We start from the raw sequence: 25,352 nt of genomic DNA, 5'->3' as shown, positions 1-25,352 counted from the left end.
CCCGGGGGAAAGCTGTGTAACCAAAGTCACCGACAGCCCCGTACCCCGGGCCTAAGCTATGGCATATCAGCAAACGTTAATACACAGGAGACATGCCATGGGCAGCAAATCTTTCGTCACCATCACCAGCGACGTTTCCAAGGCCTTGGAAACCCTGCGCCAGGAAATCCCCGACACCATGCAGGGCTTTGGCGCCATGGCCAAGGGCGCCCTCAAGGGCGGCGCCTTGAGCGAACTGGAAAAGGAACTGATCGCCCTGGCCGTGGGCGTGGCCAGCCGCTGTGACGCCTGCATCGGCTTCCACACCAAGGCACTGATCCGCCTGGGGGTAACCAAGGAACAGCTCATGGAAACCCTGGGGGTCTGCGCCTACATGGGGGGCGGCCCCACCCTGATGTACGCCGCCGAAGCGGTGCGGGCCTACGAAGAGCTCTCCGCCCGGATCAAACCCAAGGCGGAATAAGGGCATCAGGGGCGGCTTGTTGTCCCCCCGGGACGGGCAACAAGCCGGACAGCGGCGCCTATAATGGGCCCCGTCATGCTCCGGTTCCGGGGCCCCTGCGGACGGGGCGCCGGGGCCAGCCCCAACCCCAAGGAAACCGTCCCCATGTTTTGCCAGCAATGCGGCCATCCGTGCAGCCCAGAGGATCAAGGCTGCCCCCGCTGCGGCGGCCCGATCGGCGCCGCCCAGGTGGAGGCCTCCGAGACCAATCACCAAACGCATCCAGATGCCCCAGGGGCGCCGGGGGCTCTGGCTCCCGAAGTAGCCCCAGCCGTAGGGACAGGCCAACCTTCCCAGGCGACCCTTTCCCAGACAACGCAGGTTAACACCCGACCACACCCCGAAGCCGAACCCGGTGCTGGCCCAGACTCTCGCCCCTCGGCTTTGGCTAAGGCCAGTCTCTCCGCCCCAGCGGCGGAGGCCCCCCTTCCCGGCCCGGGCAATCCGCCCTCCCCGGCCCAAAGCCCCCTCTATGCCCTACGGATTATCCTAGGCGCCTTGGTGCTGGCCGTCGCCGGCGCCGCCCTCTGGTGGTATCAGGGCCCCAGCGGTCACGCCCCCCGGGCCGTGACCACGGGCAGCATCACGCCCCTGCAAGGCGCTCCGGCCCCCAATGCCCAAGCCCCCTTTAACCCGGCCCTGGAGCCCCTGCCGGTGATTCCGGAACAGGATCGGCGGGTGGTCACGGTGATTCCCAAGGGCAGTACCACGGCGGCGCCCCCCACCCTGTGGGAACATCGGCAATGGGTGGCCAAGCTGCGCCAGGGCCCGACCCCCAGTAGTTGCGCCGAAGCGGCCCGGCGCCTGCACAAACTCCATCCCCTGCCGGAAAATCAGGCCCGGGCCACCCTGTTAGAAGCTTTCCCGGACCTCTGCGGCACCCCCACCGGGGAACGGACGCCCCCGGCCCATCCGAGTCCGGACTAGGGGCCTAACCATGGGGAAGCCACTCGCTGAGGCCGTGTTTCCCCTTCCCCAGTTTCCAATCTCCTCATCCCTTCTCCTCGGCTCCGGCGGGGAGCCGTCGGGGAGGTTGATTGGGGCTAGCCCCGCGGCCCCTGGGACAGCAGCCGGGTTAGTCCGTCCCAGCAAAAGGCCCAGCCCCACTCATGCAGAAAGCACGGCCAGAGAGCGCCGGGCGTTGTAGGAGCCACGGCCCCTTCTGCACAGCGCCACCACGCCCAAACCCAGACAGGCCTTGGGCCGAACCCCCACAGATAGCCCGAGCCAGAGTACTGCGCCTTCAGCAACCGCGCCCACAAAAAAGCCGGGAGGTGCTCCCGGCTTTTTTCTTGCCCCGGCCCCCTGGGGCGCCGTGGGGCGGAACATCGGCCCACGCCTCAGGCCTGGGCTTCTCCCTGGGGCGCCAGCAGGGCCTGGAGTTCGCCGGACTGGAACATTTCCCGCATGATGTCGCAGCCCCCCACAAACTCCCCATTGACGTAGAGCTGGGGAATGGTGGGCCAGTTGGCGTAGTCCTTGATGCCCTGACGGATTTCCGGTTCCATCAGCACATTGACGCTGAAAAATTTGGGTACGCCGCAGGCCTTGAGAATCTGCACGGCGGTGGCGGAAAAACCGCATTGGGGAAACTGGGGGGTGCCCTTCATGTACAGCACCACCGGATTGCCCGTCACCTGTTCCTTGATCGTTGCTTGAACGTCCACGCTTGTTTGCTCCATCCGAATATGAGTTGGGTTCCGCTTCCGCCGGGCTTTTAGTCGGCTAAATCCCCATCTGCCCGGGGCAGGCGGCCGCCGCTGACCCGTTCGATATCGCCCAGGTCCCGTCGGGAAGCTATGTCTTTGAACCCGGCGGCGCGGAGAAGTTCGCGCACCGCTGCCGCCTGGTCATAGCCGTGTTCCAGAAACAACCAGCCCCCGGGCACCAGACAGGCGGGGGCCGCCGCCACAATGGTCCGAAGGCACGCCAGACCATCCCCCCCATCGGTCAGGGCCAGATCCGGCTCAAAGGGCAGGCCGTTCTGGGCCAGATGGGGGTCCTGGGCGGCTACGTAGGGGGGGTTGGAGACGATAAGGTCAAAACGCTCCCCGGCCAGGGGCGTGAGCCAATCCCCCTGGCGGAAATCCACCCGGGCCCCGAGGCGCTCCCCATTGGCCCGGGCCACGGCCAGTGCATCGGGGGATAGGTCCGTGGCCGTCACCCGGGCGGTGGGGCATTCCAGAGCCAGGGTCACGGCTACCGCGCCGCTCCCCGTGCCCAGGTCCGCGATCCGGGGCGCTGGCCGGTGGCGGACATGTTCCAGGGCCAGCATGACCAGGAGTTCCGTGTCCGGCCGGGGAATGAGCACCGCCGGGCTGACATGGAAACTGCGCCCGTAAAACTCCCGCTCCCCGGTCAGGTAGGCCAGGGGCTCTTCCCGCTCCCGGCGCATCACCAGGCCCATGAACTGTTCCAGCTGGGCCGGGGTCAGGCGCCGCTCTCCGTGGGTGAGAAACTGGACGTGGTCGATGCCCAGGGTGTGTTGCAGCAGGAGCCGGGCATCCATGCGGGGGATGCGCCCTTTCACCTGGCACACCACCTGGGCCAGGGTGGGGAGATCGGCCCTGGGGGTAAGGACGGAATTCATGGGCGCTCCCCGGGGCACCAGGAACAGACTGGCCCCTGATGGGAAGAACGGCCCCCGGCCAGAAGCATGGCCCCGGGTACCGGGGCGGGGCCCATGTCAGGCCTCCGCCGCCAGGGCCGCCAGCTGCTCCGCCTGGTGTTCGGCGATCAGGGCGGCGGTGATTTCTTCCATGTCCCCGTCCATGATCTGGTCGATCTTGTACAGGGTCAGGTTAATGCGGTGATCCGTCACCCGACCCTGGGGGAAATTGTAGGTGCGAATGCGCTCGGAACGGTCGCCGCTGCCCACCAGGCTCTTCCGGGTGGCCGCTTCCTTGGCCTGCTGCTCCCGCACCTGCACGTCCTTGATCCGGGCAGCCAGCACCCGCAGGGCGGAGGCCTTGTTCTGGTGCTGGGAACGGCCATCCTGACATTCCGCCACAATGCCCGTGGGAATGTGGGTGACCCGCACCGCCGAATCGGTCTTGTTAATGTGCTGGCCGCCGGCCCCGGAGGCCCGGAAGGTGTCGATGCGCAGATCCGCCGGATTGAGATCCACATCTCCCACCTCGTCCGCTTCCGGCATGATGGCCACGGTACAGGCGGAGGTGTGGATGCGGCCCTGGGTTTCCGTGGCGGGTACCCGTTGCACCCGGTGGGCGCCGGATTCGAACTTGAGCTTGGAATAGGCCCCCTGGCCCACCAGACGGGCGATAATTTCCCGGTAGCCCCCCAGGTCGGATTCGCTGGCGGACAGGATTTCCACCTGCCAGCGCTGACGCTCCGCATAGCGGCTGTACATGCGGAACAGGTCCCCGGCAAAGAGGGCGGACTCATCCCCCCCCGTCCCGGCCCGGATTTCCAGGATCACGCTCCGGTCATCGTTGGGGTCCTTGGGCAGGAGCAGCTTCTGGAGATCGTTTTCCAGTTCCGGCAGGCGGGCCTTGGCGGCTTCCACCTCTTCCTCCGCCAGATCCTTCATTTCCGGGTCGGCCAGCATGTCCTGGGCGCTGGCCAGATCCGCCTCGGCCTGACGGTAGTCCTGATACAGGGTCACCACCGGCTCCACCTCGGCCCGTTCCCGGGACAGCTTGCGGAATTGGTCCATGTCCTGGGCCACCTCCGGACTGGCCAGCAAGGCATCCACCTCCTCCAGACGACGGCTGAGGTGTTCGAGCTTTTCACGGATACTGGATTTCATGGCGGGGCGGCAAAAAAGGGTTCAGGGAAGAAACGAAGCCCGGAGCGGGCGAAGGCGCCGGGGCGGCCAGCAGGCCGCCCGGCTAATCGTCGGAACGCAGGTGGAAGAGGTCCAGGGCCGCCTGTTGCAGGTGCTGGCGCCGTTCCCCTTCCGCCTGGTTGAGGGCCAGGGAAGGGGCGTGGAGGAATTTGTTGGACAGGCGGTGAGAGAAAGTTTCCAGCACCTTTTCCGGGTCTTCCCCCTTGGCCAGGAGCTTTAAGGCGTGTTCCATTTCGTGGCGCCGGGCCCGTTCCGCCGCATCCCGCAGGGAGCGGATGATGGGCACGGTTTCCCGGGAATCCAGCCAGTGGAGAAAATCCCCCACCTGGTGGGTAATGATGGCTTCCGCCTCCACCACCGCCGCTTGCCGGGATTCCAGCCCCGCCTCCACCACCTGGGCCAGATCATCCACGGTGTAGAGGAAAACGTCGTCCAGATCCCCCACCTCGGGTTCGATGTCCCGGGGCACGGCCAGATCCACCATGAAGATGGGCCGGTGGCGGCGCAGTTTCACCGCCCGCTCCATCAGCCCCAGGCCGATCAGGGGCATGGGGCTGCCGGTACAGGACACCACGATGTCGTAGAGGGGCAGGTGTTCCCCCAGCTCATCCAGGCGGATGGCGGAGGTGCGGGTCTTTTCCGAGGCAAAACGGGAAGCCAGATCCTCCCCCTTTTCCAGGGTGCGGTTGGCGATGGTGATCTGCTGGGGATTCTGGGCGGCGAAGTGGGTGGCGCACAGCTCGATCATTTCCCCGGCGCCGACGAAGAGAATCTTCTGCTTATCCAGGGATTCGAAAATGCGCTGGGCCAGATGGACTCCGGCGGCGGCCATGGAGACGATGTTGGCGCCGATGGCGGTGGTGGTGCGCACTTCCTTGGCCACGGCAAAGGACCGCTGGAACAGCTTGTTCAGCAGCATGCCCATGGTGCCCGCCTCTTCCGCCAGGCGCACGGCGTTTTTCATCTGCCCCAGGATCTGGGCTTCCCCCAGCACCATGGAATCCAGGCCGGACGCCACCCGGAAGGCGTGGCGCACCGCGTCTTCCTGGGGCAGGGTGTAGAGGTAAGGCTGGATCGCCTGACGGGGCACCCGGTGGTACTCAGAGAGCCAATCCACGGCCACTTCCGGGTTTTCCGCCGCGCAGTAAAGCTCGGTCCGGTTGCAGGTGGAAAGAATGGCCGCTTCCTTCACCGGCTTGGCCCGCACCAGATCGCCCAGGGCGTCCAGCAGGGTCTCCGCATGGAAGGCCACCTGTTCACGCATGGACAGGGGCGCGGAGTGGTGATTGATGCCGAGGGCGAAAAGGGCCATGGAAACTTTGAGGGGGGAGGAAAAACGCGGCGAAATTATAACACCGGGGCGGGTGGGGCTTTTCCTGACCCAGATCAAGGAGCCCTACCAAACCGCTCCCTTTCCTCTCCCCCCCTGAAAATCCTTAAGGGGCGGGCCCCGCCACTAGCCCGGGCCGGAAAGGCAGGCAGGCCGCCCGTCTCCCCGGTAGCCGGGCCCGGATTCAGAACTGGAAAGGCTCCCGGGCCGGCGCCGTTTCTTCCGCCGGAAATACTTTCACCTGACGGGGCTTCAGCCAGACCCGCTGACGGGGTTTCAAGTCCAGTTGATGCTGCCGTTCCCGGGTCAGTTCCACTTCCACGATTTCGCTTTCCAGGGACAGCTCCACCCGCACCAGGGGTCCGATGGCCTGGAGATGGGCCACCTGGGCTTCCAGGGCGCCGGGGGACGGGGCCAGTTCCACCTCGATGTCGTGGGGCCGGACAAAGGCCACGGCCCCGTCCTCCGCCCCTTCCGGCAGATCCCGGTCCACCTCGGCCCAGGCGCCCCCGGCCCCTTCCATGAGGCGCCGATGGAAGACATTCACGTTGCCCAGGAACTGGTAGACGAAGGGGCTGGCCGGATTGGAATAAACCTGGTCCGGGGAGCCCACCTGCTCGATGTGGCCCCGGTTCATCACCACCACCTTGTCCGCCACTTCCAGGGCTTCTTCCTGGTCGTGGGTAACGAAGACGGAGGAAATGTGCATTTCGTCGTGGAGATGGCGCAGCCAGCGGCGCAGTTCCTTACGCACCTTGGTGTCCAGAGCGCCGAAGGGCTCGTCCAGGAGCAGCACCTTGGGTTCCACGGCCAGGGCCCGGGCCAGGGCGATACGCTGGCGCTGACCGCCGGAAAGCTGGGCCGGATAGCGATCCGCCAGCCAGTCCAGCTGGACCAGGGCCAGGAGCTTCTGCACCCGTTCCCGGATTTCCCCTTCCCCGGGACGTTCCTTGCGGGGCTTGACCCGCAGGCCGAAGGCCACGTTTTCAAACACGGTCATATGGCGGAACAGGGCGTAGTGCTGGAAGACGAAGCCCACCTTGCGCTCCCGGGTATGGAGGTGGGTGGTTTCCTCCCCGTCGAACAGCACCTGACCGGCGTCGGCCTTTTCCATGCCGGCAATAATGCGCAGCAGGGTGGTTTTGCCGCAGCCGGAGGGGCCCAGCAGGGCCACCAGTTCGCCCGTGGGAATATCCAGGGAAATGTCGTCCAGGGCCACAAAGTCCCCGAAACGCTTGGCGATATTGCGTACTTCGATACTCATGAGGTAGTCCTCGGCACTAGGCCCGGAAGGCGCCGGAGCGCCCCTGGCCGGATTGGGGGAAAAGGGAAAAGGCCATGGGGAAACCTCATGAAGCCTTTTCCGGCGGCAGATCGGCGCTCAAGGCCACCGTTTCCGCCCGCATGCGCCATTCCACCAGGGTCTTGGCCACCAGGGTGACCAGGGCCAGGAGGGCCAGCACGGAGGCGGCGGCGAAGGCGCCCACCGCGTTGTATTCGTTGTAGAGAATTTCCACGTGGAGGGGCAGGGTGTTGGTTTCCCCCCGGATGTGGCCGGACACCACGGACACGGCGCCGAATTCCCCCATGGCCCGGGCGTTGGACAGAATCACCCCGTAGAGCAGGCCCCAGCGGATGTTGGGCAGGGTCACCCGGCGGAACATCTGCCAGCCCGAGGCCCCCAGGGAGACGGCGGCCTCTTCCTCGTCCCGGCCCTGGGCCTGCATGAGGGGAATCAGCTCCCGGGCGATGAAGGGGAAGGTAACGAACAGGGTGGCCAGGATGATGCCGGGCACGGCGAAAATGAGCTTGATGTCGTGGTCCGACAGCCAGGGGCCGAAATAACCCTGGGCACCGAAGAGCATGACAAAAATCAGGCCGGAAATGACCGGGCTGATGGCAAAGGGCAGGTCGATGAGGGTAATGAGCAGGCTCTTGCCCCGGAACTCGAATTTGGCGATGGCCCAGCTGGCCGCAATGCCGAACAGCACATTGAAGGGAATGGCGATCCCGGCCACCAGCAGGGTGAGCTTGATGGCCGCCTGGGTGTCCTCGTCCTGAAGGGAGCCGAAATAGGTTTCCCAGCCCCCTTTCAGGGCTTCCATGAACACCGCCAGGAGGGGCAGGCCCAGGAACAGGGCGAGGAAACCCAGGGCCACGGTCAGGAGCAGCAGGCGCACCCAGAGGGGTTCCCCGTTGGCACGATGGACGGTACTCATAGTCCGGCCTCCTTTTTACTGCGGTTGAAGACCCAGGTATTGCCCTTGCCCCGGTTGGCCGCCCACCACTGGAGCAGGTTAATGGCGAGCAGCATGACGAAGGAAATGGCCAGCATCACCACGGCCAGGGCCGTGGCCCCCAGGTAGTCGTACTGTTCCAGCTTGGAAACGATGAGCAGGGGCGTAATTTCCGACACCAGGGGCATGTTGCCGGCGATGAAAATCACCGAGCCGTATTCCCCCACGGCCCGGGAAAAGGCCAGGGTGGTGCCGGTCAGGAGGGCGGGAAAGATGGCGGGGAAGATCACCCGGCGGAAGGTCTGCCAGCGGCTCGCCCCCAGGGTGGCGGCAGCCTCCTCCACTTCCGGCTCCACATCTTCGATTACCGGTTGCAGGGTGCGCACCACAAAGGGCAGGCCGATAAAGGTGAGGGCCACCACGATGCCCAGGGGGGTATAGGCCACCTTGATACCCAGGGGGTCCAGGTACTGGCCGATCCAGCCATTGGAGGAATACAGGGTGGCCAGGGTAATGCCCGCCACCGCCGTGGGCAGGGCGAAGGGCAGATCCACAAAGGCATCCACCAGACGCTTGCCTGGGAAGGGATAGCGCACCAGCACCCAGGCCACGATAAGGCCGAAAAAGGCGTTCAGCAGGGCACCGATGGCGGCGGCACCGAAGGTGACCCGATAGGAGGCCAGGGCCCGCTCGCTGGTGGCGATGGTCCAGAACTGATCCAGGCCCAGCTGGGAGGTCTTGAGCAGCATGGCCCCCAGGGGAATCAGGATCAGCACCGAGAGATACACCAGGGTGTAGCCCAGGGACAGCCCGAAACCGGGCAGTACGTTGTATTTTTTACGGGACATGGGGAAACGCATTCTCGATAACCCGGGCGGCCGTCCGCCGCCCCGGCACGGGTCCGGCGCGGCGGGGGCAGCAATGGCCCGGGAGAAAAGGGAGCCTACTTTTGCAGGTAGAGCTGGTCGAAGCTGCCCCCGTCCACAAAGTGGGCGTGGAAGGCCTTGCTCCAGCCGCCGAACACTTCATCCACGGTAAAGGTGCGGATGGGAGGGAACTGGGCAGCGTATTTCTTCAGCACCGCCGGGTCCCGGGGGCGCAGGTAGTTCTGGGCGGCGTTTTCCTGTCCTTCCTTGGACCACAGGTAATCCAGGTAGGCCTGGGCTTCCTTCCGGTCCCCCTTCTTGTCCACCACCCTATTCACCACCGCCACCGGGAATTCGGCCAGGATGGACAGCTTGGGATAGACCACCTCGAACCCGCCCCGTCCGAATTCCTTAGCGATCAGCTCGGCCTCGGATTCAAAGGTGACCAGCACATCCCCCATGTGGCGCTGCATGAAGGTGGTGGTGGCATCCCGGCCACCGGCGGCGAACAGGGGAGCGTTGTGCAGCACCTTGGCGACAAAGGCCTTGGCGGTCCGATCATTGCCCCCGGGCTGGCGCAGGGCATAGCCCCAGGCGGCCAGGTAGGTGTAGCGGCCATTCCCCGTGTTTTTGGGATGGGGCACGATGACCTGGACCCCAGGCTTGGCCAGATCAGACCAGTCCCGGATGGCCTTGGGATTGCCCTTGCGTACGATGAACACCATGGTGGAGGTGTAGGGGGAGGCGTTATTGGGGAATTTCTTCGCCCAATCCCGGGCCACCAGTCCCTTGTCCGCCAGGAATTCCACGTCCGTGGCCTGATTCATGGTCACCACGTCCGCTTCCAGGCCATCCGCCACGGCCCGCACCTGCTTGGAGGAGCCCCCGTGGGACTGCTTCACTTCCAGCTTTTCCCCGGTCTTGCTTTGCCAGTGGCGCACAAACAGGGGATTGAAATCCTTGTAGAAATCCCGGGCCACGTCATAGGAAGCGTTGAGCAGCACGGTTTCGGCAGCGGCCGGGGCCGCGCCACCAGCCACTAGGGCCAGGCCCAGCAGGGGGGCGAACAAAGCGCGGGAGAGGAAGCGGTGTGGGGTGAACATTTTTGCTCCTGACTTCAGTAATAGGTCTTATGGCTGGCCACTGTAGCGGAGGTCTTTAGAACAACAAAGCTTGTTTCGCTATTTGCAAATAACCCGCAGCACTATGCCAAGCCTTTTTCCCCAGGCCTGGGGGGGCCAGGGCAAAACCCTACGTCGGAAATCCCGCCCGGCTCAGGCAACGTCCGGAGCGCTGCCACTCCCGGCGGCGGGCACCGCTTCGGGACGGCGCAGTTTCCATTCCCCCCGCAGCTGGCGGATATCCTGGGGCGGCAGGGGCTTACTGAAATAGAAGCCCTGGATTTCATCGCAGCCCAGGGCCGTCAGTTCATCCAGCTGTTCCGGGGTTTCCACCCCCTCCGCCACGGTGCGCATATTCAGGCCGTGGGCCAGGAGAATAATGGCCCGGGCCACGGACTGGGCTTCCTCGTCCTCCGCAATGCGGATCACGAAGCTGCGGTCGATTTTCACCACATCCACCGGATAGCGGGACAGGTAGGAGAGGGAAGAATAGCCGGTGCCGAAGTCATCCAGGGCGATGCGGATGCCCGCCGCCCGCAGGGTGGTGAAGGTGGCGAAAATGCCTTCCGGATCTTCCGCCAGCATGGTTTCCGTCAATTCCAGTTCCAGACAGCGGGGGTCCAGGCCGGTCTCGTCCAGCACCCGGAACACCTCGTCCGCAAAGCCCTGGCGACGCAGCTGACGGGCCGACACATTCACCGCCACCCGGGGCACGGGCACCCCCTCGGCCTGCCACTGCTTGAGCTGGCGGCAGGCGGTGACCAGGCACCAGTGGCCCACGGCGTCGATCATGCCGCCGTTTTCCGCCAGGGCGATAAAGCGGTCCGGCATGACCAGGCCCTTGTCCGGGTGATTCCAGCGGATCAGGGATTCCACCCCCCCCATGCGGCCATTGGCCGTTTCCACCTGGGGCTGGTAGAAGAGCATGAACTGGTGGCCTTCCAGGGCCCGGCGCAGATCGTTTTCCAGGTCCAGCAGTTCCAGGCTGCGCTCGTTGCGGCTGGCGAGGTAGAAACGGTAGGTGGCCCGCCCCGCATCCTTGGCCGAATACATGGCCACGTCCGCGTGCTTGAGCAGGGTTTCCCCATCCCCCCCGTCCGCCGGATAGAGGGCGATGCCGATACTGGTGGACACGTAGAGTTCCCGGGATTCCAGGGCCACGGGCTGTTCAAAGGCCCCCTGGAGACGGCTGGCCAGGAGGGAAACCTCATCGGAGGTGGCCACCTCCGGCAGCAACAGGGCGAATTCGTCCCCCCCCAGACGGGCCAGGGTATCCCCTTCCCGCATGCAGGACTGGAGGCGGAAGGCCACTTCCTTGAGCAGCCGGTCCCCCACCTCGTGGCCCAGGGAATCATTCACCCCCTTGAAGCGGTCCAGGTCCAGGAGCAGCACGGCCAGCTTGCGCCGGCTGCGGTGGGCCTGGCGCAGGGCCGTATTGAGCCGGTCATGGAAAAGCTGACGGTTGGGCAGGCCGGTGAGGGTGTCGTGGTAGGCCAGATGGTGGATGTAGGCCTCGGCCTGCTTGCGGTCCGAAATATCGGTGAAGAGGCCGATGTACTGGACCACCTGTCCCCCTTCGTCCCGCACGGCGGTAATGGACAGCCATTCCGGGTAGATTTCCCCGTTCTTGCGCCGATTGACGATTTCCCCCTGCCACCGGCCTTCCTCCAGCAGCGCCCGCCACATCTGGATGTAGAAGGAGCGCTCCACCCGGCCCGAGCCCAGGGCGTCCCCCGGGGTACGGCCCAGCACCTCCCCTTCGGAGAAACCCGTCACCCGGGAAAAAGCCCCGTTCACCGACTGGATCAGTCCCCGGCTATCGGTGATGACCATGGATTCTGTGAGGTTGTCGAACACCCGGGCGGCCAGATGGAGCCGGGCCTCCGCCTGTTTCAGGTCGGAAAGATCCCGGAAGGAGGCCACATAGCCTCCCGCCCCCAGGGGCAAGGGGGCCCCCTGAATGGCCACGGGGAAGCGGCCGCCCGGGCGGGGCAGCCACAGTTCCCCGGCGTAGGGCTGGCCTGCGGCCACGGCCTGCAACAGGGGGCTTTCCCCGCCCCCCAGCAGCTCCGCCAGGGTGCGCCCCAGCAGGGCTTTTTCCGACACCTGCAGCAGGCGTTCTGCGGGCCGGTTGAGGAAGCCCAGGCGCCCCTCCCGATCCAGGGCCAGAATGCCTTCGCTTAGGTTATTGGCAATGTTGTCCAGGAAATCCCGGTTTTCCGCCAGGGCCCCGGCGGTACGCTTCAGGCGCACCATGGCTTGGGTCACCAGGCCGATCAGCACCAGGGCAAAGAGGGCCAAACATAGGCGGTAGGCGTCCGCTACCGCCTGACGTTCCCGGAAATGCCGGTCATAGTCAAGAAAGGCGGTTTCCATCCGCTCCGGCAAGGGGCTGGCGGTGAGGGCCACCAGGGTCTGCTCCAGTTCCAGCCGGTTACTCAGGATCAACAGGCCATGACCCACCAGGGCCTTGCCCTGAACCCGCAGGGGATCGGGCCAGCCCTGAACTTCCCGGCCCAGGCGTTCCAGATCCACGGCCACGTCGGGCACATCGTCCGCCGTGCCCCGCACCAGGAATTCCAGCACCTCCCGGCTCACCGTAGCCAACAGGGGGGAGGAAAGCCCGGCGGGGCCGCCGTGGCGACCGGACAGCTCAGCGGCCAGATTCACGAAATGGGATTCCGCGTTATCCACCACCGCGTAATTCTGCTTAAAGCTTTCCAGCCGTTCCCGCTTCCGGGCCCAGAGCTCCAGCACCGGGGCGAGGGCTTCCTGGCGCCCTTCGGCGGCAAAATCCTGGCCCAGCAGAGCGAGCAGCTGATCTATGCGGGCCGCCCCTTCATTGAGAGGGTCGTAGTCCCGCAGCTGGTGCTGGCGCAGCTTGAGCACATCTTCGTTAAGCCGGGCATCCGCTTCTGCCACCAGGGATACGGTGTTTTCCACCCGGGAACGGTCGGCCACGCTGACCCCGGTACTGCGCCAATAGAGGGCCGCCAGCAGGGGCACCAGGACCACCACCCAGAGCCAGGGGGAACGGCCGCACCAGAGGCGGAGCCAGAGCAGTTTGCGCCGCCAGAGGCGCCCATCCCACTTCATTGGGGGACCTCGCCGGACAGGGAACGGAGAAAGGCCGTAATCAGCAGCACATCATGGGGAGGCAGATCCAGGCCCAGCTGGTAGCGCCCCATGACCGCCACCGCTTCTTCCAGGGTAGTGGCGGAAGCGTCGTGGAAATAGGGGGGGGTCAGGGCTACGTTGCGCAGGGTGGGCACTTTGAAGACAAACCGGTCCTCCGCCTTGCCGGTCACGTTGAAGCGACCGTAATCGGCTTTGGTGAGTTTTTTCTTGTGGGCGAAATAGTCGTCCATGATACCGAAACGCTGGTAGGAGCCGCCCCCCAGATTCACCCCCTGGTGGCAGGCGATACAGCCGTGGTGCTTGAAGAGGCGATAGCCCGCGGCCTCATCCTCGCTCAGGGCCCCTTTGTCTCCTCCCAGCCAGCGATCAAAACGGGAAGGGGTCACCAGGGAACGCTCGTATTCCGCCAGAGCCTGTTTCACCCGCTCCGGGGAGGGAGGCCCGCCGAAGACCTGCTGGAAGGCTCCCTTCAATTCAGGATCGGCTTGCAATTTGCCCATCACCTGGGCCCAGGAGGAGCCCATTTCCACAGGATTTTCCACCGGCCCGCCCGCCTGTTCCTCCAGGGTCGCGGCCCGGCCATCCCAGAATTGGCGGAAATTGAATCCGGCATTGAGGACGGTGGGCGCATTGATGCTCCCCAGGGCGCCCCCCACGCCCCGGGAAACCGGTGCCTGATCCACCCCGCCCCGGGCGAGGTCATGACAGGAGGCGCAGGAAAGGGTGTCATCCCGGGATAGACGGGGATCAAAAAAGAGGCGCTTGCCCAAGGCCACCTTGGCCCCATCCAGATGCAGGCTTTCGACCGTGGGAAGAGGCTGGACCGGCTCCCCGCCCCGCCGCACCGCCGCCAAGGGGGAAGACGCAAAAGCCACCTCCGCCCCCTCCCCCCGGGCAAACAGCCGGGGATAGGCGATCACCCCCACCACCCCCAAAAGGAGCAGGCAGAGTACCCCGAACACCCGCAAATTCGGCAGCCGGGCAGCCATCCCTTACCCAGTCGTTAGAAATAATAGGGCCATGCTACCGTGTCGGCACGACCAACGCAAAAAGGGGACAAGCAAGCTTGTCCCCTTTTTTAATTCTGGTGGCCAAGGGCGGAATCGAACCACCGACACAAGGATTTTCAGTCCTCTGCTCTACCGACTGAGCTACTTGGCCTTGAAGAGCGCGCATTATAGCCACGCCCCCGGCCTTCGTCAAAGGGAATTTTGATGCTCGGGGAGGCTTGGTGAACAGAGAGGCGCGGGGGAGAGGATTTTCTTTCCCGGCTTTGGCCTAAGCGGTGGTCCAGAAAGGGGGCGGCTCTCCCCCCAGTCTCGACGTCCCCTTGAGCTTATCCTTCCGGTCAGAGGCAACAGGAACGAACAGGGTCGGACGTCATCTACGCTCTATACCACCTACCGCCCGTCGCGGTTGCCGTTGCCGTTGCCGTTGCCGTTGCCGTTGCCGTTGCCGTTGCCGTTGCCGGCAGCAATATAGCCGGAAGCTGCAACCGTTTCGTCGGCAAGCGACAGGACACCGACCACGCCTAGGCCTCCCCTTCCCCCGGCTCAGTCTCGGCTGCCCTAGGGAATACTACCCGGGCCAGGGCGCCCCGTTCTTGGGGGTTGGGGCCCAGGCTGGCGTGGCCGCCGTGGATTTCGGCGATTTCCCGGACAATGGCCAGGCCCAGACCAGACCCCGGAGGGCCCGCATCATCTACCCGGTAAAAGCGTTCAAAGACCAGTTCGGCCTGATCTTCCCGAATACCGATACCGCTGTCTTCCACCTCCAGGGCCACCCGTTCCCCTTCGGGCACCACCCGGCAGGTCACCCGCCCCCCCGACTGGGTATAACGCAGGGCGTTGTCGATCAGGTTGTTGATCAGCTCCCGCAGGAGGAAGGCATTGCCCTCAATGCGGGTGCTGCCCGGGGCGGGCTCGAAGCCCAGGTCGATTTCCTTGTCCAGCGCCCGCATCACCCAGTCCCCCACAATTTCCTGGAGCAGGGGCTCCAGTTCCAGGGATACCAGGGCCTGGGCGCCGCCGCCCCCTTCGGCCCGGGCCAGGGTGAGGAGCTGATTGACCAGGTGGGAGGCCCGATCCACCGCCCCCGCAATCTGCACCAGGGCGTGGCGCAGGGCCTCCGGATCGCTTTCCCGCATGGCCAGCTGGGCCTGGGTTTTCAAGCCCGTGAGGGGGGTACGCATCTGGTGGGCCGCATCGGCGATGAACCGGGTCTGGACGTCCAGATTACGGCGCATCCGTTCCAGCATGGCGTTGAAGGCCCCCACCAGGGGTTGGAGTTCCTCCGGCACCCGGCGCAGGCTGATGGGGGAAAGATCCCCCTGGCGCCGGGCTTCAATCCGTTCCCGCAGCTTGGTGAGGGGCTTCAAGCCCTGGGACAGGCCGAACCACACCAGGATCACCGCTAGGGGAATGATGACGAACTGGGGCAAGATGACGCTGGCGATAATTTTGTTGGCCAGCTGGGAACGCTTTTCCCGGGTTTCCCCCACCTCCACCAGCAGCCAGGGCGCATCGGCCCGTCCCCCTTCCGACAGATACTGGTAGGCCACCCGCAGATCTTCCCCGTTCAGCTCATCGTCCCTAAAGGCGATATCGTCTCCCCCCCGGGCTTCCGGCGTCACCTGGGCGGGGGTGGGCAATTCCTTATCCCCGGCCAGGAGCTTGCTTTCCGGGCCCAGGACGTGGAAATACACATTGTCGATTTCGTCCGCCCGCAGCAGGGCCCGGGCGGAGCCGGCCACCTTCACCACCGGTTTGCCATTAACGAAGCGTATCTGCCGGGCGATGGCCGTGACGTTTTCCCGCAGGGCCTGGTCGTAGGGATAGGCCGCCACCACATTGGCGAAATAGTGGGTGATGGCAATGCTGATAGGCCAGACGAAGAGCAGGGGCGCCAGCATCCAGTCCAGGATTTCCCCGAACAGGGAGCGCTGACCCTCCGCCCCCGGCCTAGGAGGCAACCCGCTCGGCTTGGGGCTTTTCAAGGCAGTAGCCCAGACCGCGCACGGTGGCGATGCGCACCCCGCCCGGTTCCAGTTTTTTGCGCAGGCGGTGGATATACACCTCAATGGCGTTGTGGCTCACCTCCTCGCCCCAGCCGCACAGGTGATCCACCAGCTGGTCCTTGGAGACCAGGCGGCCGGCCCGGGAAAGGAGAATTTCCAGCAGGCCGATTTCCCGGGCCGATAATTCCAGGGGCTGACCCGCCAGATGGGCCACCCGGCCCACCTGATCGTAACTCAGGGCGCCGCAGACGATTACCGGCGCGGTGCCGGAGGAACGACGGGTCAAGGCCCGCACCCGGGCTTCCAGCTCGGGCAGCTCAAAGGGCTTGGTCATGTAGTCGTCCGCCCCCAGGTCCAGGCCCTTGACCCGGTCCCCGGTGCCGTCCATGGCGGTCAGGATCAACACCGGCAGGGTGGCATTCCGGGCCCGCAGGCGTTTCAGAACCTCCAGCCCGGGCAGCCGGGGCAGGCCCAGATCGAGAATGAGCAGGTCGTAACTGTTGGCCATCAGGGCCGTATCCGCGTCCGAGCCGGTGTACGCACAATCCACCGCGTACCCTCCCTGGCGCAGGGAGCGGGATAGGCCATCGGCAATGATCCGATCGTCTTCCGCAATCAAAATGCGCATGGTGCTTGCTCCTCCGTCCCACGTCCTCCGGCGTATTCCATCGGCCTTTCGGGAGCCTGACGGTAGCCGGATTTTGCGTAAGTTTTATGTAAGGCCGGGCCCGTAGCCTGAACCTGCTGTTCTCCTTTTATGGTCTTAGGAGTTCCCGGGCAACCGGGACTCGGGGAGCGGACCGTTTCCTGCACCGGACCGCTCCTCGCCACTTTTCTTATAGGGGCGGAAGGCCAACACCGCTCCCGGTCGCCCCCTGCACTGGGAACCGCCCCGGGCCCAGACTTCAGGACCGATCCGCGTCTGCCAGTGTAACAAAATCCCCCGCCCCGCCTTGCTGCACCGCACACATCCCCTTGGAATAAACCCGGCCAGGGCGCCCTGGGCCCATCCCCGGATTCATTCATTTGAATGAATCCGGTCCTATAATGGGGGAAATTCCCTGCCCGGGCCCGGCCCGGGACGGCAGGCCCCAAGGAGAACATTCCATGAACGGACGTAATTTCCGCACCCTGGCCCTGGTCGCAGTCCTGGCCGGTGGCGGCTGGCTGCTCTGGCATTACCTGCAACCCACGCCCCTGCCCCCCTGGCTGGCCTCGGGCAACGGTCGGCTGGAAGCCACGGAGGTGGATGTGGCCACCAAGCTGGCGGGCCGCTTAAGAGAGGTCAATGCCTGGGAAGGGGATCAGGTGAAAGCGGACCAGGTGCTGGCCCGGCTGGACGCGGACGATCCCCGGGCCCAGCTGCGCAGCGCCCAAGCCCAGGCCTCCCAGGCCCATGTGAGCATCGGGGAAGCCCGGGAAAACGTGCGTAGCGCCGCCAGCCAGCTGGAACTGGCCCGGGCCACCCTGGCCCGCTCGGAAAGTCTGGTGCAGCGGGGCTTCATCACCCGGGACAAGCTGGATCAGGACCGGACCAAGGTGCAGACCGCCCAGGCCAGTCTGGAAGCGGCCCAGGCCCGGGTGGATGAGGCCACCCACGCGGCGGAGGCAGCCCGGGCCAAGAGCGCCAGCGTCCAGGTGACGGTGAACGATACGGACATCAAGGCGCCCCGCAACGGCCGGGTGCTCTACCGTCTGGCGGAACCCGGGGAAGTGCTGGGGGCGGGAGGCAAGGTACTCACCCTGCTGGACCTGTCGGATGTGTACATGACCTTCTACCTGCCCACGGACAAGGCCGGGCAGGTGAGCCTGGGGGCGGAGGCCCGCATCGTGCTGGACGCCCTGCCCAACCAGCCCATCCCGGCCCGGGTCACCTTCGTCTCCCCCCAATCCCAATTCACCCCCAAGGCGGTGGAAACCCATACGGAGCGGGAAAAGCTCATGTTCCGCATCAAGGTGCGCATTCCCCCGGAATGGCTAGTCGCCCACCCCAAGCTCATCAATCCGGGCAGTCCGGGGGTGGCCTATGTGCGTCTGGAAGTCCCGGGACAAGGGGCTGCCCCGGCGGCCTGGCCCGCCTTTCTGCAAGTGAAGTAAGCGGTGGCCCCCGTCCCTCCCCCTGACACCCACCGGGAACCCACCCTGGGCGCCCCCGCCACCCCGGTCCCCGTGGCCCGGCTGACCGGGGTGAGCCTGCACTATGGGGAAGTCACCGCCCTGGACCGGGTGGATCTGGCCATTCCAGCGGGCATCATGGTGGGGCTGCTGGGGCCTGACGGGGTGGGCAAATCCTCCCTCCTGGCCCTCATCGCCGGGGCACGGAAAATCCAGGAAGGTGAGGTGGAAGTCCTGGGGGGCAATCTGGCTAACCGGCACTTTCGCAACGCCGCCCAGCCCCGCATCGCCTACATGCCCCAGGGCCTAGGGAAAAACCTCTACCCCACCCTGTCCGTCTTTGAAAATGTGGATTTCTTTGGCCGTCTCTTCGGCCAGGGCCGGGCAGAGCGGGAACGGCGCATTGGGGAACTCCTCACCGCCACCGGTCTAGCCCCCTTCCGGGACCGGCCTGCGGCCAAGCTTTCTGGTGGCATGAAGCAGAAGCTGGGACTCTGCTGCGCCCTGATCCACGATCCGGACCTGCTCATCCTGGACGAACCTACCACCGGGGTGGATCCCCTCTCCCGGCGCCAATTCTGGGATTTGATCGACGCCATCCGGGGCCGTCGGCCGGGCATGAGTGTGCTGGTGGCCACCGCCTACATGGAGGAAGCGGAACGCTTTCAATGGTTGGCGGCCATGAACGAGGGCCGGGTCCTGGGCACGGGCAGCCCGGCGAAAATCAAGGCCAAAGCCCACGCCAGCTCCCTGGAAGAAGCCTTTGTGGCCCTGCTGCCGGAGGCCCAGCGGGGCGCCCAGCACCGCTTTGTGGTGCCCCCCCGCCAGCGTCAGGATCAGAACTACGCCATCGAAGCCAAGGATCTGACCCAGCGCTTCGGAGATTTCACCGCGGTGGACCGGGTCAATTTCCGCATCGAACAGGGGGAAATTTTCGGTTTTCTCGGTTCCAATGGCTGCGGCAAAACCACCACCATGAAAATGCTCACCGGCCTCCTGCCCCCCAGCGCGGGGGAAGCCTGGCTCTTCGGCAGCCCGGTGGATGCCCATTCCCTGGAGACCCGGCGCCAGGTGGGCTACATGTCCCAGGCCTTTTCCCTTTACGGGGAGCTGACCGTGGCCGCCAACCTGGATCTCCACGCCCGCCTCTTCCACCTGGCCCCGGAACGCATCGGGCCCCGCATCCAAGCCCTGGTGGAACGCTTTGGCCTGGCCCCCTATCTGGACGACCCGGCCGCCGATCTGCCCCTGGGCATCCGCCAGCGCCTCTCCCTGGCCGTGGCCGTGGTCCATGAACCCAAGCTACTGATTCTGGACGAGCCCACCTCCGGGGTGGACCCGGTGGCCCGGGATGAATTCTGGCAACTGCTGGTGGAACTCTCCCGCCAGCAGGGGGTGACCATTTTCATCTCCACCCACTTCATGAACGAAGCGGAGCGCTGCGACCGCATTTCCCTCATGCACGCGGGCAAGGTGCTGGCCAGCGACACCCCGGAGCGGCTGCGCCAGTCCCGCCAGGCGGCCACCCTGGAAGAAGCCTTCATCGCCTATCTGGAAGAGGCCACCGGGGCCAACCGCCCCCCCAAGTCCGACACCGACGCTCCGGCGGCGGGCCATGCTCCCGCCGCCCCCACCGAAGCTGCGCCTCCTACCGGCGGAGCCCCCGGCCACCGGCCGCCCCCCTTCAGCCTGCGCCGCCTGCTGGGCTACGCCTACCGGGAAACCCTGGAGCTGCGCCGGGACACCATCCGCCTGGCCTTTGCCCTCCTGGGCTCGGCCCTGCTCATGCTGGTGCTGGGCTACGGCATTTCCATGGACGTGGAAAACCTCAGCTTCGCCGTGCTGGACCGGGACCAGAGCCCGGAATCCCGGGCCTACATCCGGGAACTGTCCGGCTCCCGCTATTTCATCCAGCACGCCCCCCTCCAGGACAGCAATGAACTGGACCGGCGCATGAGTAACGGGGAACTCACCGTGGCCCTGGAAATTCCCCCCAATTTCGGCCGGGACCTGCGCCAGGGACGCCATCCTGAGGTAGGAGCCTGGATCGACGGCGCCATGCCCTTTCGGGGGGAGACCACCCGGGGCTATCTGGAAGGCATCCACCAGCAATACCTGGAGCAGCTCATCACCGAGGCCACGGGCAACCAGCCCCAGCTCCTGCCCACGGAGGTGGAACCCCGCTACCGCTATAACCAGGATTTCCGCAGCGTCTATGCCATGGTGCCGGCGGTACTGCCCCTGCTTCTGGTCTTTATCCCGGCCATTCTCATGGCCCTGGGGGTGGTGCGGGAAAAGGAACTGGGTTCCATCACCAATCTTTACGTCACCCCGGTGACCCGGCTGGAATTTCTCATCGGCAAGCAGATTCCCTATATCTGCGTGTCCATGATCAGCTATTTCGCCCTGGTGCTCATCGCCGTGGGGGTTTTCGGGGTGCCCATCAAGGGCAGCTTCTTCGCCCTGACGGCGGGGGCCCTGCTCTACGTCACCGCCACCACGGGCATCGGGCTCTTCATTTCCACCTTCACCAGCACCCAGATCGCCGCCCTGTTTGGCACCGCCATCCTCACCATGCTGCCCACGGTGCAGTTTTCCGGCCTCACCACCCCGGTGGGGTCCCTGGAAGGGGGCGCCTACTGGGTAGGCCAGTTTTTCCCCGCCACCTATTACCTGACCATCAGCCGGGGGGTGTTCACCAAGGCCCTGGATTTTGGGGATCTGGAAAGCCAGTTCCTCGCCCTGGCCCTGTTTATCCCCGTGCTGACCCTGATTTCCCTGGTCCTCTTGCCCAAGCAGGAGAAATAACATGGCCGCCCCCCATCCCTCCCCCTTAAGCCCCCGGGACCGGCTGACCAACATCTACCGCCTGGGCCTCAAGGAACTGCGCAGCCTGTGGGCCGACAAGGTGCTGCTAATCCTCATTGTCTGGGCCTTTACCGGGGGCATCTATTCCGCCGCCCTCGGGGTGTCCCAGGAATTGCGGGACGCCCCAGTGGCGGTGGTGGATGAGGACCGGTCTCCCCTTTCCCTGCGCATGACCGGGGCCCTGACGCCCCCCTTCTTCAAGCCCCCCGTATCCATCCCCTGGTCCGCCATGGACGGAGCCCTGGACCAGGGGCGTTACTCCTTCGTGATCGTCATCCCCGCCAATTTCCAACGGGACCTCCAGGCCGGGCGCCGCCCCGCCCTCCAAATCAATATCGACGCCACGGTGATCAGCCAGGCCTTTATCGGCAACACCTACATCCAGAACATTCTCATGGGGGAAATCGGGGAATACCTGACCGGCACCCGGGATAGCGCCACCCTGCCCGTGCGCCTCACCCCCCGGGTACGGTTTAACCCCAACCTGACCGGTTACTGGTTCGGCGGGGTGATGGAAACCATCAACAACATCACCATGCTCACCATCATCCTGGTGGGGGCGGCCTTTGTCCGGGAACGGGAACACGGCACCCTGGAACATCTCCTGGTCATGCCCCTGACCCCGGCGGAAATCATGCTGTCCAAGGTCTGGGCCAACGGTCTGGCGGTACTCATAGGCGCCACCGTGGCCCTCACCCTGGTGATCCAAGGGGTGCTCCAGGTGCCCATCCAGGGTTCCCTGCCCCTGTTCCTCTGCGGCGCCGCCCTGTATCTGTTTTCCGCCGCCTCCATCGGCATTTTCCTCGGCACCGTGGCCCGCTCCATGCCCCAGCTGGGCCTGCTCATCATCCTCACCATCGTGCCCCTGGAACTCCTGGCGGGGGGCGTCACCCCCCGGGAAAGCATGCCCGTGCTGATCCAGAACCTGATGCTGGTAGCCCCCACCACCTATTTCGTGCGCCTGGCCCAGGGCATCCTCTACCGGGGGGCTGGCCTGGGAGTGGTGTGGCCCGAATTTCTGGCCATGGCAGGCATCGGCACCCTGTTCTTCCTCTTTGCCCTGGCCCGCTTCCGCAAATCCGTGGCCCAAACCCAGCTCTAAGCCCCCATGGCTCCCCTTCCCCTTCCTCTGCCCCGAGCGCCGGACCAGACCCGGGAACGGCTCCTGGATGCGGGGGAAACCCTTTTCGGCCGCTACGGCTACGACGGGGTGACCACCCGCCAGCTGGCAGCCCTGGCCCGGGTAAACCAGTCCGCCATTCCCTACCATTTCGGCGGCAAAAAAGGGGTGTATCTGGCCGTGGCCCAGCGTATCTGCCAGGCCACGGGGGAACAGCTGGGGCGGGAGGCCCAGGCCATCCACGCCTGCTTAAGCCCGGACATCACGCCGGCCGAGGCGGGGGACCTGCTGGTACGCCTGGCCGCCCACATCGCCCGGCTGGTCTTCCGCCCGGAACACCGGGGCCCCTGGTACGCCTTTCTCAGCCGGGAAATGCTCCAGCCCGGCCCAGCCTTCGACCTGCTCTACGACCAGTTCACCGCCCCCATCCACGACCTGACGGAAACCCTTGTCGCCCGGATGACCGGCCAGCCCCCCACGGACCCGGGCACCCGACTCCTGGCCCACGCTTTCCACGGCCAGCTGGTGGGTTTTGCCTATGGCCGCAGCGCCTTAGGCCGCCGCCTGGACTGGGGCGCCCGGGACGAACTGGCTCCCGTATTCACCCCACCCCAGGTGGAAGCGGTAGTGGCGGCGGTGGAACGCTTTGCCCGCATCACCGTCACCGGCCTCCTGGCGGGCATCGCCGCCCCCCCTCCCGCCCCCTGAATCGGGCGCCTCCTTTTTTTACACCGTTTTTATTCCCATCCCGGGAAAATGGGGGCATTCCCCCGGCCTTGGCCGGGCCCTTCCGCTTCGGAGGCATGATGACCATCCGTTCCCATTCCCACGCCGCCGGGCACCGTTCCCTGGCCGCCCTGACGGTCTATGGCCTGGCCCTGGGGGCCTGCCTGCTCACGGCGGCCATCACCGCCGCCCTCCACCCCCATCTGGACCTAACCAACACGGCCCTGGTCTTTCTTTTGGTAGTCTTTCTCGTGGCCCGCACCCTGGGCCGGGGACCGGCGGTCCTGGCGGCCTTTTTCGCCGTAGGCCTCTTCGACTTCGTCTTTGTACCGCCCCAGCTCACCCTGGCCGTGGCCAACGCCCAGTACGCCATTACCCTGGGGGTGATGCTCTGCGTGGCCCTGATTACGGGAGGCCTCACCGCCGGCTTGCGCCGGGAAGCGGAACTGGCCCAGCGCCGGGAAGGGGAAGCCCGCCAGCTCTACGAGGCGGCAAAGGATCTGGCCGGGGCCCTGACGGATAGCCAGGTGGCGGAGGTGGCCCAGGGCTATCTGGCCACCAGCCTGGACGCCCGGGGCTGCCTGCTCCTCAACGGCCCCCAGGAAGCCCTGGAAGTGTGCGTGCCGGGCCATCCGGAGCCCCAGCCCCTCAAGGTGGAACAGCATCTGGCCCTGATGGCCCAGGCCGAGTCCCGCACCGTGGAATACGGGGCCCTGGCGGCGGACGGCTGCGCCGTGGCCTATTTTCCCCTGCTCGCTCCCACCCGGCCCCGGGGCGTGCTGGCGGTAGCCCCCCGGGATGGGGACGGGGAGCGGCTCCACGCCCTCCATCCCCAACTGGAAGCCCTGGCCTCCCTCCTGGCCATCGCCCTGGAACGTATCCATTACGCGGCGGCGGCCTTAAAGGCGGAGCGGGAACGGGAGGCGGAACAGATGCGCAATTCCCTGCTCTCCGCCATTTCCCACGATCTGCGCACTCCCCTGACCGCCCTCCGGGCCATGGCCGAATCCCTGGTCTGGCAAACGCCCCCCGGGGAACAGGCCCAGCGGGAGGCGGCCACCGCCGTGCGGGACCAGGCCCTGCGCCTCTCCGGCATGGTGGATAACCTGCTGGACATGGCCCGGCTCCAGTCCGGCCGGGTCACCCTGCACCGGGAATGGCAGCCCCTGGAAGAGGTGGTGGGCGCCGCCCTGCAACTGATCCGCCCGGCCCTGGGGGACCGGCCGGTCCAGGTCCAGCTGGCCCCGGACCTGCCCCTGCTCCATCTGGATGCGGTGCTGATGGAACGGGTCTTCGCCAACCTGGTGGAAAACGCCGCCAAATATGCCCCCGCCGCCACCCCCATCCGCATTCTGGCGGAACGGGCCGCCCCCCGGGACAACGAAACCTGGGTGGAAGTGGCGGTGCGGGACCAGGGCCCGGGCTTTCCCCCGGGCCTGGACCCCTTCCAGCGCTTTACCCAGGGCGCGGGGGACGGGGTGCGCAGCGGCGTGGGCCTGGGTCTGGCCATCTGCCAGGCGGTAATTGCCGCCCACGGCGGCCACATCCGGGCGGGCAACGGGCCGGAGGGAGGCGGTGAAGTGCGCTTCTCCCTGCCCGTGGGCCAGCCCCCGGCCCTGGACGGCCTGGAGGAAGACGGACCGGAACCCCCGGCCCCGAGCACGGGAGAACGCCCATGAACCGCAACGGGGACGCCAATGCGCCCAAACCCGTCCTGATTATTGAGGACGACGCCCAAATCCGCCGCTTTCTGCGCCAGACCCTGGCGGAAGAAGGCTGCCCCACCCTGGAGGCGGCCAACGGCGCCACCGGTCTGGCCCTGGCCCGGGAACAGCATCCCGGTCTGGTGATCCTGGACCTGGGCCTGCCGGACCGGGACGGGGTGGATTTGATTCCGGAACTGCTGGGCTGGAACGCCGGGCCCATTCTGGTGCTCTCAGCCCGCACCCAGGAAGGGGAAAAAATCCGGGCCCTGGACGCGGGGGCCGACGATTACCTGACCAAGCCCTTCGGTGTCGGGGAATTGCAGGCCCGCATCCGAGTGCTACGGCGCCGGGCGGCGGGAGCGCCGGAGGAAGGCACCCTGCTCAGCTTCGGGGACATTGAGATGGATCGGCTGCGCCACCAGGTCACCCGTCAGGGGGAAACGGTCCACCTCACCCCCATCGAATACCGGCTGCTCTCCATTCTGGTGGCCAACGGGGGCAAGGTGCTGACCCACCGCTTTCTGCTCCGGGAAGCCTGGGGCCCGGCCTACGTGAATAGCGCCCATTACCTGCGCATTTACGTGGGCCGTCTGCGCCAGAAACTGGAAGCGGACCCGGCCCAGCCCCGCCACTTTTTAACCGAAACCGGCGTGGGCTACCGCTTCCAACCCTAGCCCGGGCCTCGGCCAGGGGCGGATCGCGGGAAACTCCGGGGGAGTTTCCGCCGCCACCGGCCCGGCGGACCCTTGCGGTCCGTCCCCCCGCCCTTGAGACGGGCACACCATAACAACAGGAGTCA

The 25,352-nt window shown here is 65.8% G+C and carries 21 protein-coding genes and 1 tRNA gene; 8 read left to right on the top strand and 14 right to left on the bottom strand.

Annotated features, from left to right (window positions below; all coding sequences use genetic code 11):
* Positions 1 to 97 precede the first annotated feature (97 nt).
* Complete coding sequence (locus Azoinq_RS10090) at positions 98 to 463, top strand: carboxymuconolactone decarboxylase family protein (RefSeq protein ID WP_216129459.1); 366 nt, start codon at positions 98 to 100, stop codon at positions 461 to 463.
* 540 nt (positions 464 to 1,003) lie between these two features.
* Positions 1,004 to 1,429, top strand: a complete 426-nt coding sequence (locus Azoinq_RS10085; protein ID WP_216129461.1) for a hypothetical protein — start codon at positions 1,004 to 1,006, stop codon at positions 1,427 to 1,429.
* Positions 1,430 to 1,842: 413 nt separating this feature from the next.
* Here Azoinq_RS10085 and grxD read toward each other — a convergent pair whose 3' ends face one another.
* The 14 genes from grxD to Azoinq_RS10020 form a co-directional block, all read right to left on the bottom strand.
* A complete protein-coding gene (gene grxD, locus Azoinq_RS10080) occupies positions 1,843 to 2,169 on the bottom strand; it encodes a Grx4 family monothiol glutaredoxin (protein WP_269751295.1) in 327 nt (108 codons plus the stop codon).
* Between the two features lie 50 nt (positions 2,170 to 2,219).
* Entirely contained in the window at positions 2,220 to 3,092 is an 873-nt protein-coding gene (gene prmC, locus Azoinq_RS10075) for a peptide chain release factor N(5)-glutamine methyltransferase (RefSeq protein WP_216129465.1), read from the bottom strand.
* A 96-nt stretch (positions 3,093 to 3,188) separates the two neighbouring features.
* Positions 3,189 to 4,271, bottom strand: a complete 1,083-nt coding sequence (prfA, locus tag Azoinq_RS10070; RefSeq protein WP_216129467.1) for a peptide chain release factor 1 — start codon at positions 4,269 to 4,271, stop codon at positions 3,189 to 3,191.
* A gap of 82 nt (positions 4,272 to 4,353) precedes the next feature.
* Positions 4,354 to 5,622, bottom strand: a complete 1,269-nt coding sequence (gene hemA / locus Azoinq_RS10065) for a glutamyl-tRNA reductase (protein WP_216129468.1) — start codon at positions 5,620 to 5,622, stop codon at positions 4,354 to 4,356.
* Positions 5,623 to 5,824: 202 nt separating this feature from the next.
* A complete protein-coding gene (locus Azoinq_RS10060) occupies positions 5,825 to 6,904 on the bottom strand; it encodes a sulfate/molybdate ABC transporter ATP-binding protein (RefSeq protein WP_216129470.1) in 1,080 nt (359 codons plus the stop codon).
* Positions 6,905 to 6,989: 85 nt separating this feature from the next.
* On the bottom strand, positions 6,990 to 7,859 hold the full coding sequence (cysW, locus tag Azoinq_RS10055) for a sulfate ABC transporter permease subunit CysW (RefSeq protein WP_216129472.1): 870 nt from the start codon (positions 7,857 to 7,859) through the stop codon (positions 6,990 to 6,992).
* A complete protein-coding gene (gene cysT, locus Azoinq_RS10050; protein WP_216129474.1) occupies positions 7,856 to 8,725 on the bottom strand; it encodes a sulfate ABC transporter permease subunit CysT in 870 nt (289 codons plus the stop codon). Before cysT ends, cysW begins: the two co-directional genes overlap by 4 nt.
* A gap of 95 nt (positions 8,726 to 8,820) precedes the next feature.
* Positions 8,821 to 9,846: a sulfate ABC transporter substrate-binding protein gene (locus Azoinq_RS10045; RefSeq protein ID WP_216129476.1), complete on the bottom strand. Its 1,026-nt coding sequence runs from the start codon at positions 9,844 to 9,846 to the stop codon at positions 8,821 to 8,823.
* A 171-nt stretch (positions 9,847 to 10,017) separates the two neighbouring features.
* Positions 10,018 to 12,960, bottom strand: coding sequence for an EAL domain-containing protein (locus tag Azoinq_RS10040; protein ID WP_216129478.1), 2,943 nt, complete (start codon positions 12,958 to 12,960; stop codon positions 10,018 to 10,020).
* On the bottom strand, positions 12,957 to 13,991 hold the full coding sequence (locus Azoinq_RS10035; RefSeq protein WP_216129480.1) for a cytochrome-c peroxidase: 1,035 nt from the start codon (positions 13,989 to 13,991) through the stop codon (positions 12,957 to 12,959). Before Azoinq_RS10035 ends, Azoinq_RS10040 begins: the two co-directional genes overlap by 4 nt.
* A gap of 96 nt (positions 13,992 to 14,087) precedes the next feature.
* Positions 14,088 to 14,163, bottom strand: a tRNA-Phe gene (locus Azoinq_RS10030).
* 239 nt (positions 14,164 to 14,402) lie between these two features.
* A complete protein-coding gene (locus Azoinq_RS15120) occupies positions 14,403 to 14,531 on the bottom strand; it encodes a hypothetical protein (RefSeq protein WP_269751294.1) in 129 nt (42 codons plus the stop codon).
* Between the two features lie 2 nt (positions 14,532 to 14,533).
* Positions 14,534 to 15,973, bottom strand: a complete 1,440-nt coding sequence (locus Azoinq_RS10025) for a sensor histidine kinase (protein WP_232368454.1) — start codon at positions 15,971 to 15,973, stop codon at positions 14,534 to 14,536.
* Positions 15,963 to 16,646 (bottom strand): response regulator transcription factor, encoded by a 684-nt coding sequence (locus Azoinq_RS10020; protein ID WP_216129482.1) that lies wholly within the window; start codon positions 16,644 to 16,646, stop codon positions 15,963 to 15,965. The genes Azoinq_RS10025 and Azoinq_RS10020 overlap by 11 nt, the downstream gene beginning before the upstream one ends.
* Positions 16,647 to 17,125: 479 nt before the next feature.
* Here Azoinq_RS10020 and Azoinq_RS10015 point away from each other — a divergent pair, with 479 nt between their 5' ends.
* The 6 genes from Azoinq_RS10015 to Azoinq_RS09990 all read left to right on the top strand — a co-directional run bounded on the left by Azoinq_RS10015 (position 17,126) and on the right by Azoinq_RS09990 (position 25,227).
* Positions 17,126 to 18,115 carry an HlyD family secretion protein gene (locus Azoinq_RS10015; RefSeq protein ID WP_216129484.1) on the top strand — a complete coding sequence of 330 codons (990 nt, stop codon included), beginning with the start codon at positions 17,126 to 17,128 and terminating at the stop codon, positions 18,113 to 18,115.
* 45 nt (positions 18,116 to 18,160) lie between these two features.
* Positions 18,161 to 20,941, top strand: a complete 2,781-nt coding sequence (rbbA, locus tag Azoinq_RS10010) for a ribosome-associated ATPase/putative transporter RbbA (RefSeq protein ID WP_216132064.1) — start codon at positions 18,161 to 18,163, stop codon at positions 20,939 to 20,941.
* A 1-nt stretch (position 20,942) separates the two neighbouring features.
* Positions 20,943 to 22,103, top strand: a complete 1,161-nt coding sequence (locus Azoinq_RS10005; RefSeq protein WP_216129487.1) for an ABC transporter permease — start codon at positions 20,943 to 20,945, stop codon at positions 22,101 to 22,103.
* Between the two features lie 6 nt (positions 22,104 to 22,109).
* Positions 22,110 to 22,829, top strand: coding sequence for a CerR family C-terminal domain-containing protein (locus Azoinq_RS10000; protein WP_216129489.1), 720 nt, complete (start codon positions 22,110 to 22,112; stop codon positions 22,827 to 22,829).
* A gap of 95 nt (positions 22,830 to 22,924) precedes the next feature.
* Positions 22,925 to 24,526, top strand: coding sequence for a DUF4118 domain-containing protein (locus Azoinq_RS09995; protein WP_216129491.1), 1,602 nt, complete (start codon positions 22,925 to 22,927; stop codon positions 24,524 to 24,526).
* Positions 24,523 to 25,227 (top strand): response regulator, encoded by a 705-nt coding sequence (locus Azoinq_RS09990; RefSeq protein WP_216129493.1) that lies wholly within the window; start codon positions 24,523 to 24,525, stop codon positions 25,225 to 25,227. The genes Azoinq_RS09995 and Azoinq_RS09990 overlap by 4 nt, the downstream gene beginning before the upstream one ends.
* Positions 25,228 to 25,352 lie beyond the last annotated feature (125 nt).

The sequence above is a fragment of the Azospira inquinata genome (assembly GCF_018905915.1).
Classification (GTDB): Bacteria; Pseudomonadota; Gammaproteobacteria; order Burkholderiales; family Rhodocyclaceae; genus Azospira; species Azospira inquinata.
This window is presented reverse-complemented; position numbering and strand designations above follow the sequence as displayed.